A 20,187-nucleotide genomic window follows, 5' to 3' on the forward strand; every position below is an offset into this window, starting at 1 on the left:
GGGTGCGGCTGCGCAGCAGCCGCGCGGAGCTGCGCTCCGCTCTACCCCTCTCCAAGCTGCGCTAGGCAGCAAGCTGCCAAGCTTCGCTATCCTCTCCCCTATCAAGGGGAGAGGAAAATTTGGGCTGAATGTCGATACGACCTAGTCGCCGCGGACGCGCAGCATCACCGCGCCGTGCGGGGCGATTTGGAAGGTCAGCTGGTCGGGCGCGACTTCCCGGCCCTGCCAGAGATCGCGCGCGACCGAGATCCGCGAGAGGCCGGCATCGGCAGCGGTCACGTTCATGCTCGCGGTGGTCGTGCCGCGATTGAACAGCGCCACCGCCATGGATCCGTCGGCGAGGGGCTTGGTCCACCATTCGAGCGTCCCGTCCTTGCGCACGGCCTTGCCCTGGATGGCCCTGGCGTCCTGGTCGACCGCGATCACCTCGCGGTTCTCGAGCAGGCGCAGCATCGCGGGTGGGGTCTGCCGCAGGTCGTGCCCCATCAGCAGCGGCGCGGACGACATCGCCCAGAGCGTCATGTGCGTGGTGTATTCGTCCTCGGACATGCCGCCATTGCCGACCTCGAGCATGTCCGGGTCGTTGAAGCCGTTGGGGCCGGTGTTCACGGAATTGCCGTTCTTGTCGAAGCCGATCCGCGCCATGGTCGCATAGTCGTCGGTGATGTCGCCCGTGGTGCGCCAGAGGTGCCCGCCCACCGAGCGTCCCCATGCACCGACGTCGAATCGGCCATATTCGCACAGCGAGTAGACGATGTTCCGCCCCGTGGCCTTCAGCGCAGCGCCCATTTCCGCATAGCTGCGCTGCACCGTGTCAGCATCGGCGTAGAAATATTCTCCCGAGCACAAATCGTACTTGAGATAGTCCACCCCCCAATCGGCAAAGGTCTGGGCATCCTGTCGCACATGACCGTAGCTGCCTTCGAACCCGGCGCAGGTGCGCGGCCCGGGCGAACTGTAAAGGCCCAGCTTGAGCCCGCGCGAATGGACATAGTCCGCTAGCGCCTTCATGTCGGGGAAGTTGGCGTTGGGCCGGATCTGGCCGTCGGGCCCGCGCGTGCCCTGCCAGCCGTCGTCGATATTGACATAGACATAGCCGGCGTCGCGCAGCCCGGTGGCGACCATCGCGTCCGCCATCGCGCGGATCGTCTTGTCGTCGATCTTCTCGGCGAACTTGTTCCAGCTGCTCCAGCCCATCGGCGGGGTCGGGGCAAGCGGCGCCTGCTCGACCGGCGCGAGCGGCGGAAGCTCGGCGAAGCGGAAGGCGCGCGCCTCGGCGTCCTTCACCGAGCCGCGCCGGCCGTCCACGTTCACGGTCGTGTACCAGAGCATCCCTTCCATCTGGACGCCGCCCGGAGCCCGGCGGACGGTCCAGGTCCGCGTGGCATGCTCGCGATCGTTGAGGTTGCGCACTTCGAAGGTCAGCGCCCCCTTCTCGATCCGTGCATTCTGCATCGTCATCGGGCCGTACCATTTGGTGGTGACGGTGCCGGTGATGCGATCGCCGTCGCTGGCGACCTGGAGCATGGTGACGCCGGGAGTCGGCGGGGCCTTGTCGAACAACCAGACGCCGTCGAAGGGCGTGTCGGCAAATGCCTCGCTGACGGGAACGAGGCAGGTCGCTAGGGCGAGCGCGGTCATCAGGTTTCGCACGCGTGCAACTCCTTTGAGAAATGACGGACGTGGACGAGGCGGTGGTCAGGGTCTGTACCCATTACCCACAACGGCCAGGATCGCCCGGAGACGTGCGCTGGCAAGGAAGCTCGCGCAGCATGGGCTGGTGGCCCATGCAAGCGGGCTGACGCAGTCCAGCGTGCGTCTCCGGGCGACCGCGAAGCGGCGGGCGGCTTTTGGCGCACAGCAGCGTCATTCGTCGGTCTCGATGACACCGCATCGCTCCCTCCTCATTCCTCCCTGTGCGCCAAAATCCGCTCCGTCATGGCCATTGCGGGTAATGGGTACAGACCCTAAGCGGCGGCGAGCGCCCGCCGCACTTCGCTGCCCCGCCGGCTATAGGCGAAGTAGATGGCCAGCCCGGCCAGGTTCCACAGGACGAACCGGACGATCGTCGAGGTCGGCAGGCTGAACAGCAGATAGAGGCAACCGAGAATCGCGAGCGTGCCGACGACATAGGGCGCCGGGCAGCGGAACAGCCGCACCGCATCCGGCGCGCGGCGACGGAGCACCATCAGGCACGCGCCCACCGCGACGAAGGCGAGCAGGGTCCCGGCATTGGCGAGCTCGGCGATCTCGTCGAGGCGGAAGAAGCCCGCGACACCGGCGATCGACAGGCCGGTGAGCAAAGTAATCAGCGTCGGCGCGCCGGTGCGCTTCGACACAAGCGAGAGCCGGCGCGGCAACAGGCCGTCACGCGCCATCACGAAGAAGATGCGGCTCTGGCCGTACATCATCACCAGGATCACCGAGGGAAGCGCGATCACCGCGGCGAGTGCGATCAGACGGGCCGCCACGGGCTCCCCGAGGCTCCGCAGCACCAAGGCGAGCGGCTCCGGCGAGTTGGCCAGCTGCTGGAAGGGCAAAGCGCCGACTGCGGCGATCGCCACCGCCATGTAGATCACGGTGCACACCAGCATCGAGCCGACAATGCCGATCGTCAGGTCGCGGCCCGGGCGCTTGGCCTCCTCCGCCGAAGTCGCGACCGCGTCGAACCCGTAAAAGGCGAAGAAGACGATCGCGGCCGCCGCCATCACGCCCCGCTTCTCGCCGCCGACCTCGGTCGATCCGAAGCCATAGGGCATGAAGGGCTCGAGGTTGGCGCCGTTGAACGCGGGCAGCGCGAAGGCGACGAACACGGCAAGCGCGACGAGCTTGATGATGACGAGCACGATGTTGAGCGTGGCGCTCTCGCGCGTGCCCGCGATGAGGAGCCCCATCACGCTCAGCGCGACGACCACCGCCGGCAGGTTGATGATGCCGCCGCCATGCGGCCCCACCAGCAGTTCGGGCGGCAGATGGATCCCCGCCGATTGCAGCCATCCCACCAGATAGCCCGACCAGCCGACCGCGACGGTGGAGCAGGCGAGCGAATATTCGAGGACCAGGCTCCAGCCCACCACCCAGGCGAAGGTCTCGCCGAGCGCGGCATAGCTGAAGGTATAGGCGCTGCCCGCGGCCGGGATCATCGTGGCGAGCTCGGCATAGGCCAGCGCCGCGCAGGCGCAGACCGCACCGGCGATCGCGAAGGCGAGGATGACCGCGGGCCCCGCGCGCTCGGCGCCGACGCCGGTGAGCGTGTAGATTCCGGTGCCGACGATCGCGCCGACGCCCAGCGCGATCAGATGCGGCCAGCTGAGCGTCTTGGCGAGGGCGTGGCCTTCCGAATGCTGCGTCACCGCCTCGAGTGACTTGCGCGGACCGAACATGAAGACCTCCCCCTTTGTGTCGATCAGGACGTCGCGTCGAACTGCTGCCGCAGATCGTCGAGCGTGCCCTGGATGTGCTGGGCCAGCAGATGCGACAGCGTGTCGCCGTCGCGCGCCAGCCAGGCGTCGAGCAATTCCTTGTGTTCGTTGTGCGCGCGCGACTCGCGGCCGGCGGGCTGCAGGTGCGCGACGACGTAGCGCTCGGACAGGATCGACAGCCGCTCGACCAGCTGCGTGGTCAGCAGGCGTCCGCCGGGACGGACCAGCGCCGTGTGGAACTGGCGGTTGCGCGCAGCGACCTCGGCAAGGTCGCTGGCGGCGGCGCTGTCCAATTTCTCGAAGGCGTCGACCGCGGCCGCGCGATCCTCGTCCGATGCCCGCGTCGCGGCATAGGCCGCCGCGGGCGGCTCGATCGTGAGCCGGAGCGCGTAGATCTCGTCCGCCTGCTCGGCGGACATGGGCTGGACGAAATAGCCGCGATTGGCCTGGCTGATCAGCAGGCCCTCATGCTCCAGCCGCGCCAATGCCTCGCGGAGCGGGATCTTGCTGACCCCCAGCTCGGTGGCGAGGGCGTCCTGGCGGATCGGGACGCTCTCGGTCAGCCGACCCGTCACGATCTGCTCCCGGACGATCTCGAAAACGCGCTCGGCCAGCGTACGCACCACGATGCTCATGCATGCCCCCTTTCGACGGGCGCCCGCGAACGCCCGAACGGACATTGTTCGAGCAGGTCATGCGACGGGCGCATCACTTGACCTGGAACCCTTCCCAGAACGGGTCGGCGCGATCAATCCAGATCGTGTTGAAGCCCGTGGCAATGGCCGATCCCTCGATCGAGGGAATGATCGCCGGTTGATCGCCGAGCATCGTCGTCCGCTCCACGCGGCCGATGAAGCGGCTGCCGATATAGCTCTCGTGCACGAAGCGATCGCCCTGCCCCAGCCGGCCCGATGCGGCGAGATGCGCCAGCCGCGCCGAGGTGCCTGTGCCGCAAGGGCTGCGATCGATCGCCTTGTCGCCGTAGAAGACGGCGTTGCGGCCGTCCGCTCCCTCGCCGCGCGGCTTGTCGGCCCACAGGACATGGCTCACGCCGCGGATGGTCTGGTCGAGCGGATGGACCGGCTCGAACTGCGCGCGGACGGCCTCGCGGATGCGTCCGCTGAGCTCGACCAGGCGCGCCGCGCCGAGGTCGTCGAGCCCGGTATAGCCCCCCTGCGGCTCGATGATCGCGTAGAAATTGCCGCCATAAGCGACGTCGATCGAGAGCGGGCCGACGCCGTCGACATCGACCTCGATCCCGCGCGCCGCGACATAGGAAGGCACGTTGGTGATGCGCACCGAAGTCACCTTGTCGCCTTCGCGCGCATAGGCGATGTCGATGACCCCCGCCGGAACCTCGACCCGCAGCTTGCCCGGCTCGGCGGGCTGTATCAGTCCATGCTCGAGCCCGAAGGTGACGATGCCGATCGTGCCGTGGCCGCACATCGGCAGACACCCGGAAGTCTCGATGAACAGGATGCCGATATCCGCATCGGCCCGCGTCGGCGGATATAGGAAGCCGCCCGACATCATGTCGTGCCCGCGCGGCTCGAAGCAGAGGCCGGTTCGGATCCAGTCGAAGCGCGCCAGGAAATCCTGGCGGCGCTCCGACATGGTCGCACCCTTCAGCAGCGGCGCGCCGCCCGCCACCAGCCGGACCGGATTTCCGGCGGTATGGCCGTCGATGCAGAAGAAGGTGTGGCGCATCGCCCGGTTCAGGCCGCCTGCGCGACCGCCAGGCTCGGCCGGGTCGCCGCCGCCTTCTCGACCATCGCGATCACCTCCGCGCGCCTTGCGCCTTCCAGCGGGTATCGCGGCGGAAGCACGCGTTCGGACCCGCGGCCCATGACCTGCTCGGCAAGCTTGATGCACTGGACGAGGTCATGCTCGGCGTCGAGGTGGAGCAGGGGCATGAACCAGCGATAGATCTCCAGCGCCTTGGCATGGTCGCCGCGCTCGAAGGCGGCGACCAGCTCGACCGACTCCTTCGGAAAGGCATTGGTGAGCCCCGACACCCAGCCCTGCGCGCCGAGGTACAGGCCCTCGAGCGCCACATCGTCCAGGCCCGCGAACAACACGTAGCGATCGCCGAACTCGTTGCGGAAATCGGTGAAGCGGCGCGTATCGGGCGCCGATTCCTTGACCGCGACGATGTTCTCGACGCCCACCAGCGCCCGCAGCACGTTGCTGTCGATCACCGTGCGGTACGCGGGGGGATTGTTGTAGAGCATGATCGGCAGGTTGGTCTGCTCCGCCACGCCCTTGAAGTGCGCGACCAGCTCCTGCTCCTTGGGCACATAGACCATCGGAGGGAGCAGCATGAGTCCGTCGGCGCCCGCTTTCTCGGCCGCCTGGGCATAGCGCGCCGCGCGCCGCAGATCATATTCGGACACGCCGGTGATCACCGGCACGCGGCCGTCGACCACCTCGACGATCGCGGAGAGCACCGATACTTTCTCTTCGAACATCAACGAATTATTCTCGCCGACGGTGCCCAGCGCGATCACCCCGGTCACGCCGTCCCGGACAAGATCATCGACGACGCGCTGCGTGTCGGCCAGGTCTATCGAGAGGTCTTCGCGCAACTGCGTCGTTACTGCTGGAAAAACACCCTTCCATGCGATCGTCATCAAACTATCCCGTTCTTGAAGTTGGATACGGTATACGATACGCCATTTTGCATTGCAATAGGAGTTGATGTGGGTCGGGTCATCGTGGTTGGAGGAGGCGTGATAGGCCTCAGTTGCGCATCGGCCCTGCTCCGTGCCGGGCATCGCGTGACCGTGCTGGAATCCTCGCCCGAACTCGATGCCGCATCCTGGGGCAATGCGGGACATATTGCCAGCGAGCAAGTCGAACCGCTGGCATCCTTCTCCAGCCTTCGATCGGCATGGCGACGGCGCTTCGCCGCGGGAGGCGCGCTCGACCTGCCCCTTCGCGCCGCTCCCGCCTGGGCGCCGTTCGCGATCGAGTTCCTCGCGGCGTCGCGACCGAGCCGTTTCCGCGCCGGCAAGCACGCGCTGCGCAGCCTTCTCGCCCAGGCCTTTCCCGCCTGGCAACGGGCGCCCTGGGCGGCCGATGGTCTCGTCAAGGCCGACGGCCATATCGTGGCCTGGGAGAGCGCCCGCACCGCGGCCGCCGGAAAGGCCGCGCTGGCCCTGGCCGACACCGGCACCGCGCGCTTCGAAGAAGCCGCGCCGGAGGACCTGCGGCGCCTGGCCGCGCTCACCGGGATCGATATCGCCGGTGCCGTGCGCTTCACCGGCACCGGCCAGGTCGCGGACCTCGACCGCCTCGCCGACGCGCTCGAGCGCGATGTGATGCGGCATGGCGGCGGGATCGTGCGCGAACGCGGGAGCGTCCTGGTCCAGCACGGCCGCGCGATCGTGCCGAGGCACGAGGCGGATCTGGTGCTGGTCACGGCAGGCGTCGCCAGCAAGCCGCTCGTCGAAAGTGTCGGACATCGCGCCCCGCTGATCGCCGAGCGCGGCTACCATATCCGGGCAGCGGCCTCGGGATGGCCCGCCGACATGCCGCCGATCGTGTTCGAGGACCGCTCGATGATCGTCACGCGCTATGCCGATACGGTACAGGCCGCGAGCTTCGTCGAGCTCAACGTGCCCGACGCCCCGCCCGACCCGCGCAAATGGCAGCGGCTGGAGGCGCATGTGGCCGCATTGGGCCTTCCGCTCCATGGGCCGTTCACGCGCTGGATGGGCGCACGTCCCACCCTGCCCGACTATCTCCCGGCGATCGGCCGGTCGCGGCGCGCGACCAATCTGCTCTACGCTTTCGGGCATCAGCATCTAGGCCTCACGCTGGCGCCGCTGACGGCGGAGCTCGTCACCGCATTAGCCAGCGACAGCGAGCCGGACCTGGATCTCGCTCCGTTCGATCTCGAAAGATTTGGTGGAAAAGGAGGACGCGCATGAGCATCGGAGGCTCGACGATCGAGGCGGAGCTGGCGGGTCTCTCGCCATGGCATGCGCCGGCACCGGCGATCGGCGCGACCGAGCGCGGCCAGCGGCTGGACCGCGCACGCGATCGAATGGCGGAAATCGGCGCCGACGCGCTGCTGGTCAATGCCGGGCCGAGCCTGCGCTATTTCAGCGGCGTGCGGTGGCAGCCGACCGAGCGCCTCGTCGCCATGCTGCTTCTCCCGGCGGGCAAGCCGTTGATCGTCTGCCCGACCTTCGAACTGGGATCGCTGCAGGCCGAGCTCGAGATCGACGTGGATATCCTCCTGTGGGAAGAGGACGAGGACCCTGTCGCGCTGATCAAGGACGCGCTGCGCCCGGGCGCGGTGCTCGCCGTCGACCCGCTCCTGCCCTTCCTGTGGAGCCAGCGGCTCGCCGGAAGCTTCGAACTGACGTCGGGCGCGCCGGCGATCGACGGCTGTCGCATGGTCAAGTCGCCCGCCGAACTGGCGCTGATGCGGCAGGCGAAGCAGATGACGCTGGAAGTGCACCGTAGGGCCGCGCGCATCCTCGCCCCCGGCATCCGCGCGAGCACGGTCAAGCGCTTCATCGACGATGCGCACCGCGCGCTCGGCGCGAGCGGGTCCAGCTTCTGCGCGGTGCAGTTCGGCAGGGCCACCGCCTACCCGCACGGGCTTCCCGGCGACCAGCAGCTGGAGGAGGGGCAATTGGTCCTGATCGACACCGGCTGCACGATCGAAGGCTATCATTCGGACATCACGCGCACCTATGCGTTCGGCACGGTGGCCGACGATGTCCGCGCATACTGGGCGCTGGAAAAGGAAGCGCAGGCCGCCGCTTTCGACGCTGTGCGTCCCGGTGAGCCCTGCGAGAGCGTCGATGCCGCCGCACGCGCCGTGCTCGAAAGGGCCGGCCTCGGGCCCGATTATCGCCTCCCCGGCCTGCCGCACCGTACCGGGCATGGTATCGGGTTGGCGATCCACGAGCCCGCCTATCTCGTCCGCGGCGATCGCACCCCGCTCCAGCCCGGCATGTGCTTCTCGAACGAGCCGATGATCGTCATACCCGATCGCTACGGCATCCGGCTCGAGGATCATATGTATGTGACCGACACCGGCGCCGCGTGGTTCACCGAGCCGCAGCATGCGCTCGATCGGCCCTTTGCATGAAACGCGCCGTCGCGCTTTTGCTTGGCGCCGCTACCCTCGCCTCGTGCGCCGGCCCCATCGGTCCGCCGCCGGCCGTCCTGAAGCTCGATCCCTTCTACGCCAAGTCGCTCGACGCGCGCGGAATCCCGGTGTCCGCCTCGACTGCCGTGCCCGACAAGGCGCTACGCATCGCCCGGCAGCTGATCGTCGAGATGCTCGCGCATCGTCCCGATCTGGCGCGTGCGCTGGTCGCTTCGGGGCAGCGGGTGATGGTGATGGGCGTCGACGAGCAGACACTCGACGTTCCCGAGCAGCGCGACTGGAAGAAGCCGGCGATCGACGATCCGCGGCTCACCCGTTGCGAACGCAAGCTCTATGACGAGCGGATCGGCAGGCTCACCGATCGCGAATATTGGGGTCGCCGCGCGCGGGGCATGGGCGGGCTGCTGACCAGCGCCGCGACCGAGAACCTGCTCGCGATCCCCGGCACCAAATATTATGGCGAGACGATCCTCGTCCACGAATTCTCGCACGCGATCCTCTATGCGGTGGAGACAGTCGACCCCGGCCTCTACGCACGGGTCGAGGCCGCCTATGCCATGGCGAAGGACAAGGGGTTGTGGACGGGCGAATATGGCGCGACCACGGTCCAGGAATATTGGGCCGAGGGCACGCAGTTCTGGTTCAATTCGAACAAGCTCGCGGTGGTCGACGGGATGCGCATCCTCTCCGACGCCGATCTCGCGCGGCACGACCCTGCGCTCGCCGGGGTGCTCCGCGCGGTCTATGGCGAGCGGCACCGGTTGCGCGGCGATCCCTTCTACAACCATCCGGCACGCGTCCCGCCGGGGCCGTTGCCGGCGAGCACCGCGGAGGTCTGCTGAGCGCTCGCTTCCACGCCGCCTCCACGCCGCTTCCGCGGATGCCGGTCTTGAAATGTAGGATTTCGTCTGCTTGCCTCGGGCAGCCGGCCCTGCCGTCACTCGCTCTTTGCCATCGTCGGATCGATCAACACCAATATTCGGTCAACCTGCGCGACGCGCGTATGTGGCCTCTGTGGCGCGTAACCGGTGCCAGGTGTCGCGCGGGTGTCGCGCGGGGGTCGCGCGGGGGTCGCGCGGGGGTCGCGCGGGGGTCGCGCGGGGGTCGCGTTGCGGGTGCGAGGAAGCCGCATGAGTCAACGGCGTCGACCACCACAAAGCTCTTAAACCAATAACTTAGCAAATCCCATCTGCCCGCAGAAGCCGCTGGCGAGTCAATTTGGTCGCGAGCGACTATCCGGAACTAGGTCGTATCAACATTCAGGCGGGCGAGGACTTTCAATCCTCCCCCGCCAGGGGGAGGTGGCGCCGAAGGCGTCGGAGGGGGAGGTAGGCAGCGCACTCTCCAATTGAGCACAGTGGTTCCGCCCCCTCCGTCAGCCTATGGCTGACACCTCCCCCTGGCGGGGGAGGATAAAGAAGGCTGAATGTCGATACGCCCTAGCCTTGCCCGCAGGCCGGCACCGCCGCGCTGGGCGCCGCCGCGGGCATGCGGGGCCGCGGCGCGAGCACTTCCCATTCCTGCACGCCGACACCGGCATAGGGACCGCTGCCCGAAGCATCGAACACCGCGCGCAGGCAGCGCGTGGTCACTGGCGCGAAGTGGACCTCCTGAAATGCCCCGGGCACGGTCCCATAGGTAGCGGCTACCGGCTTCCACCCGCCGTCCCAATATTCGAGGTGCCACGCGGCAGGCGGCGCGACGCCGATCCCCGATCCCGCCGGCTGATCTGCGAAGAACTGGATCCGCGATCCGTCGATCGTCACCGGCTTGGCCCAGCGATACTCGATCCAGGCCTGCTTGGGGTTGTTGCCGGTCCAGGTGCCCCACATCTCGGGCGGCAGCGGGTTGGCGCGCACCTTGCCGTCGTTGAGCGCGGCGATCCAATATTGCACCGGCACCGCGTTCGACGACACCGCCCGGGCCGACCCCGCGATGTTGCGCGTGGCCGCCGGCGCGGGCTGCGGCGCGCGGGTCGGCACCACGGGCTTGATCGCCGCGGGCGAGACGCTGTCGTCCCATTCGACCCGGTCGATCGCGACGCTGCGACGGAAATGCCCGCCGCCGATGGCGTCGGCGGTGTGATAGGCCATGTACCACTTGCCCTTGAATTCGACGATTCCGGCATGCGAGGTGGTCGAGGAGACCGGGCGCAGCGCGACGCCGCGATAGGTCCAGGGCCCGAGCGGTGAAGTAGCGGTGCCGTACGCCTGGCAGGCATGATAGACCGCGGGGGTGCAGTCGCTGTCCGGCCCCGCCTTGTTGCCGGCGTAGAGCATGTAATAGACCTGCTTGCGCTTCAGGACCCACGGCGCCTCGAAGAAGCCGGTCAGTCCCTCGATCCTGCGCTCGGGACCCTTGGGGGTGACCATGTCGCGTTCGAGCTCGATGCCGAGGATGCGTCCGAACGTGCCCCAATAGAGATACACCCGGCCGTCGTCGTCGAGCAGCACGGTCGGGTCGATATTCTGGATGTCATTGGCGACCGGCACCTTCTGCGAGATGATCGGCCCTGCCGGATGCGCGTCCTTCCACGGCCCGCGCACGCTGTCCGCCACCGCCACGCCGATCGCGAACCGGTCCTTCGCATCGCTGTTCTTCTCGAGCACCGGCGCGTAGAAATAGAAGCGCCCGTCCGCGCCCTTGACGATCTGCCCGGCATAGGCGCGCGCCGGCTCGGCCCAGGCGAAGACGTTCTCGGGGCGGATGAAGCCGGGGGTGTGCTGCCATTTGCCCGACGCGGGATCTTGCGTCGACAGCAATTGCCATTCGGGCATGATGAAGTCGTTGACCTCGGGATCCGCCACGTCGCGCCCGGTGAGGATGTAGAGCGTGTCGCCGTCGACCAAAGGCGCCGGGTCGGTGGTGTAGAAGCGGCCGTCGGCGAGGATCGGGTTGCCCTTCGCGGTCACCGTCTCGGGGGCGGTCTGGGCGCAGGCGGCATTGGGCAACGCCGCAAGCAGCGCAAGCAGGGGCAGGTGCTTCATCTCATTCCTCGTCCGGATAGGGGCCCTTGCCGCCCTCGGCGATGAGCTGGTCGACGCGCCGGTCGATCTCGGGCAGCGGCACCGAGCCCAGCGCGAGGATGGCGTCGTGGAAGGCGCGGATGTTGAACTTCGGCCCCAGCGCCTTCTCGGCGCGGGCGCGGGCGTTCAGGATCGCCAGCTCGCCGGTATAATAGCTGAGCGCTTGGCCCGGCCAGGCGATGTAGCGATCCACCTCGGTCTCGATCTCGTGCTTGGCGAGCGCGGTGTTGTCGAGCAGGAATTGCTGCGCCTGTTCGCGCGTCCAGCCCTTGCTGTGGATGCCGGTGTCGACCACGAGCCGCGCCGCGCGCCACATCTGGTAGGAGAGCATGCCGAAGACCTCATAGGGCGTGGTGTACATCCCCATCTCCTCGCCCAGCGCCTCGCTGTAGAGCGCCCAGCCCTCGCCATAGGCCGAGAGATAGGTGTCGCGACGGAAGGCCGGCAGGTCCTTGTTCTCGGCCGCGAGCGGCATCTGGAAGGCATGGCCCGGCGCGCTCTCGTGCAAGGTCAGCGCCGGCAGCGAATAGAGCGGCCGCGCGGGCAGATTGTACGTGTTGATCAGGTACACGCCCGGCCCGCCGCGCCCGCCGGTGTAGAAGGGCGCGATATCGTCGGGCACCGGGATGATCGCGAAGCGGCTGCGCGGCAACCGGCCGAAATATTTCGAAGCCTTGCCGTCGAACGTCTTCGCTATCCACGCCCCCCGGTCGAGCAACGCCTGCGGGGTCTTCGCATAGAATTGCGGATCGGTGCGCAGGAACTTGAGGAAGGCGGCAAGGTCGCCCTTGAACCCCACTTGCTGCATCACGTCGTGCATCCGCGCGCGGATCTTGGCGACTTCGGCGAGCCCGATCGCATGGACCTGCTCCGGCGTCTGGTCGAGCGTCGTATATTCGGCGACCTTGGATTGATAATAAGCCCGCCCGTCGGGAAGATCATAGGCCGCGAGCGCCGTCCGTGCGCCGGGAATATATTCCTCCCGGAGAAAGCGCAGCAGCTTCGCATGCGCCGGCACCACCGCCTCGCGGATCGCCGCCTCGCCCTCGGCGCGCAACCGCGCCTGCGTCTCCGCCGGCATGCCCGCAGGGAATTTGGCGAAGGGCGCGAAGAAGGGCGAGTCCGCCGGCGACTTCGCCTCGGCGACCTTGGCCACCCCGGCATCGCGCCCCTGCAGCGTTATCCGCGACGGCGTGAAGCCGCGCTTGAGCCCCGCCCGCATGTTCTCGATCTGCTGATCGAAATAGCGCGGCACGTCGCGCAGCGTGGCGAGGTAGCGGCGATAATCCTCCTCGCGCACGAAATCGCCGCGCGCGCTTTCGGCGAGATCGCCCCAGAAGCTCGAATCGGCGTTGAGCGGCTTCTCGTAATCGCGGAACTTCTGCTCGTTCAGCAGCGCCTCGATCTGGCCCTTGAACACCGCGTAATTGACGCGCTCGGCGGGCGAGAGCTTCGCCGGATCGATCTTGCCCAGCGCGGCGAGCGTCGCCGTCCAGCGCGCCAGCCTTTCGGCCTGCGCCGCGGGGCCGATATCGGGCAGACCGAGCTTCTGGTCCTTGGGGCTGTCTTCGTTGGGCGCCTGCTGGCGCTGCCGCCACGCATATTCCTCGGTGTAGAGCTTGCGCAGTTGCGCATCGGCGGCACCGCGGGGAATGCCCGCATCGGCCGCCGTCGCCATCACCGCTACGCCCGCCAGCACCAATGCCGCGCTACGCCATGTCCCCACGCTCAAACTCCGATCGCCATGATGTCCGCATATAAAGCCGCGGGGATGGTCACGCCTTCCGCCAGGCTGCGTGCCCGCGCGGCGTAGCGCCGCTGGGAGGGCAGCCGCGCGCCCTGCCCTTCGATCGCCGCGAACATCGCCTCGGCGCGAGTCAGATGCGCTTGCACCGCCGCGCCCAGAAACCCCGCCGGATCGATAGCGAGGATCAACTCGCCACCGATCGGCGATCCGCCGCGCCCTTTGTCGGCCGCGATCGATTCCGCGCTGGTCATGTCGCCGATCAGCGGCCCGGCTAGCAACTCGACCATCGCCGCGAGCGCCGAGCCCTTGTGCCCGCCAAAGGTCCGCATCGCACCGTTCAGCACCGCCTCGGCCTCGGTGGTGCCCCGGCCCTCGGCGTCATAGCCCCAATCCTCCGGCACCGCCCGGCCTTCGCGCCGGTGCAGCTCGATCTCGCCGCGCGCGACTGCGCTGGTCGCGAAGTCGAACACGAAGGGCTCGCGTCCCGGCCGCGGCCAGCCGAACGCGATCGGATTGGTCCCGAACACGGGCTTCGTCCCGCCCGCCGGCGCGACCCAGGCGTGGCTTGGGGTGAAGGCCAGTGCGACCAGCCCCTGCCCGGCCAAAGCCTCGACCTCGGGCCAGAGCGCGGCGAAATGCACGACGTTATTGAGCGCCAGCGCCGAAATGCCGTTGGCGCGCGCCTTCTCGATGAGCAACGGCGCGCCACGCGCGAAGGCAAGCTGCGCGAAGCCGCCGCCGCCATCGACCTGCACCAACCCCGCCTTCGGCTCGGAGACCCGTGGCACCGCATCGGACACCACTACGCCCGCGCGGATGCTGCGATCGGCGACGAGCAGCCGGTAGATGCCGTGGCTCGCGCAACCGTCGCGCTCGCCCGCGACCATCGTCTCGGCCACCGCATCGGCATGCTCGCCGGCCAGCCCCGCCGCGCGCAGCTTGGCGCGAGCGAGCGAGCGCAATGCGTCGAGCGTCATCGCGACGCCGGCCGCGGCCTCGCTCAAATCTTCGCGCCCGGCTTGGCGGTGAACAGCCGCACCCCGAAGATCGGGCCGGCGGTGCTCCGATCATGCGGCACGATCCGCACGCGCACTTCCTTCTTGCCCTTGGTCAACGCCTCGGGAAGCGGATATTCGACATCGAAGAACTTGCCCGGCTTGTCGTTGTCGAGCGTCTGGGTGGCGATCTTCACATTGTCGACGAGGATGTCGAAATTGCGCTTGCGCTCACCGCCCCAATAGGTCGCCTGGAGGATCAGCGGGCCATCCTTGGGTTTGAGCGAGAACTCGATGAACCCGCCCGAACGCGCATCGCGTCCCTGCCGGCCGCGATAGGTGACCGGATAGGAGATGTCGGACGTGAGATTATGGTCGCGCTCGGGCTGCATCTCGCCGAGGAACATCACGTCGACCGAGCGCGCGGCGATATCCTTCAATCGCGCCTGCTCGGCGAGGAACGCCTTTTCCTCGGCCGCCCAGGCGCTTTCCGAGAAGCGCTTGAAATAAGTCGCGCTGCGCCGGTTGTACTGGCGGTAGAAAGGCACGAACTGCAGATCGGCCGGACGCACCACCCCACGCGTGTTGAAGATACCCTTCGATGCATCGGCGGGGCTGAATGCCGCGAGCAGATCGGCACCGACCAGCGCCGGATCGGCCTGCTCCCACTTCACGTCCTTCGGCCCCAGATCGGCGGCGAGCACCATCGGCCCGCTGAGCACCGCGATCGTGTTCGCGTCCCCCGGCGCGCTTTCGATCCGCAGGTCGAGCGGCAGGGCGATCGAGACCTTGTCGCCCGCCTTCCAGCGCCGGTCGACCACGGCATAGCCGCGCTCGAAAACGGGCTGTGCCGGCTGGCCGTTGACCGTCACCACCGCCTTGCCCGCCGCCCAGCCGGGCACGCGCAGCGCAACCGGGAAGCGCCCTGCCTTGACCTTGGTGAAGGTCAGCGTGGACTCCGGCGCGAACGGATAGTTGGTCTCCAGCGTCAGCGCCGCATTGCGCTTCGCCCAGCTGGCATCGGCGGGGATGTAGAGATTGACGATCAGCCCGCCGGCATCGTCTTCCCAGAAGATCGACTCGCCGTGCTTGGCATGGACCTCCATGCCGCTGCCGACGCAGCACCAGAAGGCATCGTCGTCCACCGTCGAATAGCCGCGCTCGCTGCCGGTCATCAGCGGCGTCATGTAGGTGAAGCCGCCCGTCGCCGGGTCCTGCGCCGACATCACATGGTTGAGATGCGCGCGCTCGTAGAAATCGAACAGCGCCCCGTCGGGCTGCCAGCCATAGAGGTGCCGGGTCAGCTTGAGCATGTTGTAGGTGTTGCAATGCTCGCAGGTCTGCTCGGTGATGTGATCGGCGACCGTGTCGGGCGTGAAGAAATACTCGCGATCGGCATTGCCGCCGATGACGTAGCTGTGATGCTGCGTCACCCGCTCCCAGAAGAAGGTCGCCGCGGTCCGGCGCTTCTCGTTGCCGGTGATGTCGTAGAGGCGCGCCAGCCCGATCAGCTTGGGCACCTGGGTGTTGGCGTGGAAATTGGCGAGCTTGTCCTCGCGGTTGCTCAGCGGATCGAGCACGCGGTTGTCGTACAGCAGCTCGGCCATCTTGAGCCAGCGCGGGTTGCCGGTGCGCTGGTGCATCTCGGCATAGCTCTCGTTGAGCCCGCCATATTCGCAGCCGAGCACTTCCTGCACCTGCGCGGGGGTGAGCGCGGCGAACACGCGCTCGAAATAGCCACCCAGCCCTTCGACGACCGTCAGCGCCTTTTTGTTGCCCCATGCGCCATGGACGTCGAGCAGCCCGGCGAAGAGCTTGTGCACCGTATAGAGCGGCGACCAGGAGCCGTTGAGATCGAACCCGCCGGACTTGATCTCGCCCTTCATCACTTCGCCGAAGATCTCCTCGCCGTCGACGACGGTGCCGTCCTTGCGCTTGCGGCCCAGCGCGCCGACGTAACCGGTGCCGCGCTTCGCCTGCGCTTCGGCGAGCTCGTCGACGATATAGTCGGCGCGGAGGCGCATCTCGGCATCGCCGGTCTGCTGCCACATCAGCACCAAAGCGGTCATGTAGTGGCCAAGCGTATGCCCGGCGATCGTGTCGCTCTCCCACCCGCCATAGATCTCCGCCTTGGGCGCGAGCCCGGCATATTTGCGGAAATTATGGAGCAGCCGGTCGGGACTCAGCCGGTGGAGATACTTCCGGTTGACCTCCACCGCGGTGGCATAATCCGATGGCCGCAGCCGGACCGAGGCGAGCGGCAGCGGTTTGACGCCCTTGGGCGCGAACCCCGCCGCCGCTGCGGCGCGTGCGATCCCCGACTGCGCCCCCATCGCCAGCACGGCAGCACCGAACATCAGTTCCCGGCGGGAGGCACGCATCATCGGCATCTCGATCTCCTGAATACGGTATACGATTTATCGGGGAGGTTCGGGGTCGTCAATCGGGAAGCTTGCACCGGGCCGCCGCGGGCACCCCAACCCCGGAAGCAGGCTTCAGAGGATGCCGTGCTGCCTCAGCAACGTCTCCTCATCGCCCGATAGCGCGCATGGCCCTGCATCATGACCTGCTCGAGCTGCCCGTCGTTTTTCCCGGTCACCACCCCAGCGGGAGAAGCCGCGATGAACTCGGACGCATAGAGCGCCGCGACCGCATCCATATCCATGTCGCCGCCCAGGGACCGGTTGAAGACGCGCGCATAGCGCTCGAAAAGTCTCCTCACGCTGGATTCCATACTGGTTCTCCAAGTGCGGTTCTGGCCTGAACGGGTCGGAAGCGATTGAGACACTGCGGATATTTCATCCGCTTGACAACATTCCTCCCACATATATGGTATACGATATAAAGTACGGTTATATCGGGTTAGCAATCGAACTGGGGGAGTTGGATATGAAGACGTTCGCTCGAAATGCGTTCTGGGCCACCGCGCTCACGACCGTTTCCGCCGCGGCATTGATGGTGCCCGGCGTCGCTTCCGCTCAACAGACCGACCAGACCGAGGCTTCCGACGGCAGCGCGGAGACCGCCGATCAGACGGGCACGGAGACGGTCGTCGTCGTCGGTATCCGCGGCAGCGTCGAGAGCGCGGCCAACATGAAGCGCAATGCCAAGCAGATCGTCGATTCGGTGGTTTCGGAAGACGTCGGCAAGCTGCCCGACAACAACGTGCCCGAGGCGCTCTCGCGCGTCACCGGCGTCCAGATCGAACGCGCGCGCGGCCAGGGACAGAGCGTCACCATCCGCGGTCTCAGCGAGATCCAGACGACGGTCAACGGCAACCAGACCAATCTGGGCGAAGGCCGCTCGCTGAACCTCGCCGACATCCCGGCCGAGCTGCTCAAGTCGGTCGATGTCTACAAGACCCGCACCGCCGACCAGGTCGAAGGCGGCATCGCCGGAACGGTGAATGTCGAGCTACGCCGTCCGCTCGACCTGGCCAAGGGACTGACCGTCGCGGGAAGCATTCGCGGCGTCTATGACGACATTTCCGAGAAGGTCAGCCCCTATGCCAGCATCCTGGTGGCCGATCGGTTCGATACCGGGATCGGCGAGATCGGCTTCCTCGTCAACGCCTCCTGGACCAAGGGCTATTATCTCGAAAATTACATCGAGAGCGAATCGCCCTCGATCCCGTGCTGTCAGGGCGACCCCAATTCCCCCCTGGCTTCGCTGCCCGCGAATCTGCAGAACGTCGTGATCCCCTATCGCGCTTATGTTGGCACCGAGAGCGGCTATTACGAACGCCCTTCGATCAACGTCGTCGGGCAATGGCGCGTCAACGACAATCTCGATTTCGTGCTCGAGGGCGGCTACCTCGGCTCGCGCGAACGTCGCACGATCGATCGCATGTACGTCCAGGCCCGCGAATATGGATCGACGCTCAGCAACATTGTCGTCGGAGATGACGGCCGTACCATCCGCTCGCTGACCGAGAACAACCCGAACGGCGTACCCGCCGGCTTCGAGAGCATGTACAACGCGTTCGACAACGATCTTTACACCAGCAACTTCGAAATGCATTGGCGCAGCGAGCGCGCGCAGATCAACGCGAGCGCCCAGTATAACTGGTCGGACAGCAACGACTACAACGTCCAGCAGATCCTGCGCCTGCGCAACCAGACGTCGGTCAACGTAGACTTCGACTCCGACGAATATCCGGGTGGCGTTCCTTCGATCAACTTTGGGGCAACGGATCTCAGCAACATCGCCAACTATGGCGTTGATCGCTTCCAGGATCGCGCAGGCAAGTCGCACAACAAGGAACTCGCCGGGCAGGTAGATCTGACTCTCAAGCTCAGCGATGCCTCGCTGCTCCGCACGCTCCAGGTCGGCGCGCGCTACAACAAGCGCGATACCACGCGTTATTACGGTTATCGCGACGGCTTTCCGCGCATCGGCGGCCAGATGGCGCCGCTCTCGGGCTTCCCCGGCGCCGATCAGGCGGGGTTGATCGCGCCGTCGATCGGGAATGCCGGCGGAACGGCGTGGTACCGGGTGCCGGGCGTCGTAATGTACGACAATATCGACGCGATCCGCGCCTATATCCAGACCAATGATCCCGGCAATGCCGCGCGCTTCGCGAGCGAGATGCCGCTCGGGGATCTCGGCCAGACCTGGGATTCGGTCGAGAACGTGTTCTCCGGCTATGCGCAGGTGAACTACGCGTTCGACATGGGCTTCCCGGTCGATGGCGTGGTTGGCGTCCGCTACAGCAATACCTGGGGCTCGATCGAGAGCTACAATTATCGCCCCGGCAACGCCGCCAACGGCTTCCAGGACATTATCGAGCGCTCGTTCGGCAAGGGCAACTATACCGACGTGCTGCCCACCGCCTCGGCGATCCTGCACTTCACGCCGAAGGTGCAGCTGCGCCTGTCGTACAGCACCAATGTGCAGCGCCCCAACTTCTACGACACGCGTCCCTTCGCCTATCTCGAGACGCGCGCCAATCCGGTCATCGTCTTCGCGGGTAACCCGGATCTCAAGGCGCAGGAGGAGGAGAGCTTCAACGCCAGCCTCGAATATTATTTCGGACGTGGCGGTGCGGTGACGCTGACCGGCTATTACAAGAAGGTGACCGGCTTCCTCTATTACAGTCGCGAGGAAGAGAACCTTGCGCCCTATGGTCTGCCCGGTATCGGCTTCGTCGAGCAGCTCCGCAATGCCGGCGACGGCACCTTCGCGGGCGTCGAGTTCGCGGCACAGACCTTCTTCGATTTCCTGCCGGGCTTCTGGCGCAATTTCGGCGCCAGCGTGAACGCCAGCTATATCGGCAAGGCCCGGATCGAATATCCGTATCCCGAGGACTTCCCGGGCGCCTTCGATTCCCCGAACACCTCGAAGTGGACCGCAAACGCGGCGCTCTATTACGACACTCCGACCTTCAGCGCTCGCGTCGCGTACAACTACCGCTCCAGCTATCGCATGGGGATCTGGTGGGAGAATCCCGAATATTCGCCCTATCAGGACGCCACCCAGCGTCTCGACGCGGCGATCAACGTGACGCCATGGAAGTTCCTGACCCTGTCACTGGAAGGCGGCAACCTGCTCGGCGACGACGTCTATCGCTACCACGGCCAGGACCGGCTCCTGCCGCTCGGCGTTCGCACCCTCGGACGCACCGTCCAGGCGAGCGCTCGCTTCCGCTTCTGATCGCAGACCCGAACGAAAAGACCACGGGCCGCGGCAATCCTGCCGCGGCTCGTTTCTTTTGGGGCAAGGAGGATACCGAGGGCTCGACGCCCCGGCTCGAAGATTCTAGAGCGTTTTCCGATCATTCTGCATCGTACCCGGCGCTAGCGAAGTAATTGGCGCACTCCTGCGGCGAGTAGAGATCGATGATGCGGCCGATGGCGTCCCACAGGCCATG

Annotated in this window: 14 protein-coding genes; 4 read left to right on the forward strand and 10 right to left on the reverse strand. The window is 66.7% G+C overall.

What is annotated here, in order from left to right; all coding sequences use genetic code 11:
• Nucleotides 1–141: 141 nt before the first annotated feature.
• From MT490_RS17220 to MT490_RS17240, 5 genes are all read right to left on the reverse strand, one after another.
• On the reverse strand, nucleotides 142–1,653 hold the full coding sequence (locus MT490_RS17220) for a glycoside hydrolase family 27 protein (protein WP_297390483.1): 1,512 nt from the start codon (nucleotides 1,651–1,653) through the stop codon (nucleotides 142–144).
• Nucleotides 1,654–1,967: 314 nt separating this feature from the next.
• Nucleotides 1,968–3,383: an amino acid permease gene (locus tag MT490_RS17225; RefSeq protein ID WP_297390485.1), complete on the reverse strand. Its 1,416-nt coding sequence runs from the start codon at nucleotides 3,381–3,383 to the stop codon at nucleotides 1,968–1,970.
• A 23-nt stretch (nucleotides 3,384–3,406) separates the two neighbouring features.
• Entirely contained in the window at nucleotides 3,407–4,057 is a 651-nt protein-coding gene (locus tag MT490_RS17230) for a GntR family transcriptional regulator (protein ID WP_297390487.1), read from the reverse strand.
• A gap of 73 nt (nucleotides 4,058–4,130) precedes the next feature.
• Nucleotides 4,131–5,129 (reverse strand): 4-hydroxyproline epimerase, encoded by a 999-nt coding sequence (locus MT490_RS17235; protein ID WP_297390489.1) that lies wholly within the window; start codon nucleotides 5,127–5,129, stop codon nucleotides 4,131–4,133.
• Between the two features lie 8 nt (nucleotides 5,130–5,137).
• Nucleotides 5,138–6,052, reverse strand: a complete 915-nt coding sequence (locus MT490_RS17240; protein ID WP_363321764.1) for a dihydrodipicolinate synthase family protein — start codon at nucleotides 6,050–6,052, stop codon at nucleotides 5,138–5,140.
• Between the two features lie 21 nt (nucleotides 6,053–6,073).
• Here MT490_RS17240 and MT490_RS17245 point away from each other — a divergent pair, with 21 nt between their 5' ends.
• Genes MT490_RS17245 through MT490_RS17255 form a run of 3 tightly spaced genes read left to right on the forward strand, consistent with a single transcriptional unit; the run spans nucleotide 6,074 to nucleotide 9,392 of the window.
• Nucleotides 6,074–7,354 carry an FAD-binding oxidoreductase gene (locus MT490_RS17245; protein WP_363321765.1) on the forward strand — a complete coding sequence of 427 codons (1,281 nt, stop codon included), beginning with the start codon at nucleotides 6,074–6,076 and terminating at the stop codon, nucleotides 7,352–7,354.
• Nucleotides 7,351–8,529 carry a Xaa-Pro peptidase family protein gene (locus tag MT490_RS17250; RefSeq protein WP_297390493.1) on the forward strand — a complete coding sequence of 393 codons (1,179 nt, stop codon included), beginning with the start codon at nucleotides 7,351–7,353 and terminating at the stop codon, nucleotides 8,527–8,529. The genes MT490_RS17245 and MT490_RS17250 overlap by 4 nt, the downstream gene beginning before the upstream one ends.
• Nucleotides 8,526–9,392 carry a glycoside hydrolase gene (locus MT490_RS17255; protein ID WP_297390495.1) on the forward strand — a complete coding sequence of 289 codons (867 nt, stop codon included), beginning with the start codon at nucleotides 8,526–8,528 and terminating at the stop codon, nucleotides 9,390–9,392. Before MT490_RS17250 ends, MT490_RS17255 begins: the two co-directional genes overlap by 4 nt.
• A gap of 597 nt (nucleotides 9,393–9,989) precedes the next feature.
• Here the strand turns inward: MT490_RS17255 and MT490_RS17260 are convergent.
• The 5 genes from MT490_RS17260 to MT490_RS17280 all read right to left on the reverse strand — a co-directional run bounded on the left by MT490_RS17260 (nucleotide 9,990) and on the right by MT490_RS17280 (nucleotide 17,052).
• Nucleotides 9,990–11,537: a family 43 glycosylhydrolase gene (locus tag MT490_RS17260; protein ID WP_297390496.1), complete on the reverse strand. Its 1,548-nt coding sequence runs from the start codon at nucleotides 11,535–11,537 to the stop codon at nucleotides 9,990–9,992.
• A 1-nt stretch (nucleotide 11,538) separates the two neighbouring features.
• Entirely contained in the window at nucleotides 11,539–13,254 is a 1,716-nt protein-coding gene (locus MT490_RS17265) for a DUF885 family protein (RefSeq protein WP_297390506.1), read from the reverse strand.
• A 50-nt stretch (nucleotides 13,255–13,304) separates the two neighbouring features.
• Nucleotides 13,305–14,300: an Ldh family oxidoreductase gene (locus MT490_RS17270; protein WP_297390508.1), complete on the reverse strand. Its 996-nt coding sequence runs from the start codon at nucleotides 14,298–14,300 to the stop codon at nucleotides 13,305–13,307.
• A gap of 23 nt (nucleotides 14,301–14,323) precedes the next feature.
• Nucleotides 14,324–16,708, reverse strand: coding sequence for a glycoside hydrolase family 127 protein (locus MT490_RS17275; RefSeq protein WP_297390498.1), 2,385 nt, complete (start codon nucleotides 16,706–16,708; stop codon nucleotides 14,324–14,326).
• 125 nt (nucleotides 16,709–16,833) lie between these two features.
• Nucleotides 16,834–17,052: a hypothetical protein gene (locus MT490_RS17280; protein ID WP_297390500.1), complete on the reverse strand. Its 219-nt coding sequence runs from the start codon at nucleotides 17,050–17,052 to the stop codon at nucleotides 16,834–16,836.
• A 155-nt stretch (nucleotides 17,053–17,207) separates the two neighbouring features.
• Between MT490_RS17280 and MT490_RS17285 the strand changes: the two genes are divergently transcribed.
• Complete coding sequence (locus MT490_RS17285; protein WP_297390503.1) at nucleotides 17,208–19,970, forward strand: TonB-dependent receptor; 2,763 nt, start codon at nucleotides 17,208–17,210, stop codon at nucleotides 19,968–19,970.
• Nucleotides 19,971–20,187: the final 217 nt, after the last annotated feature.

Source organism: Sphingomonas sp. (genome assembly GCF_026460985.1).
Taxonomy (GTDB): Bacteria; Pseudomonadota; Alphaproteobacteria; order Sphingomonadales; family Sphingomonadaceae; genus Sphingomonas.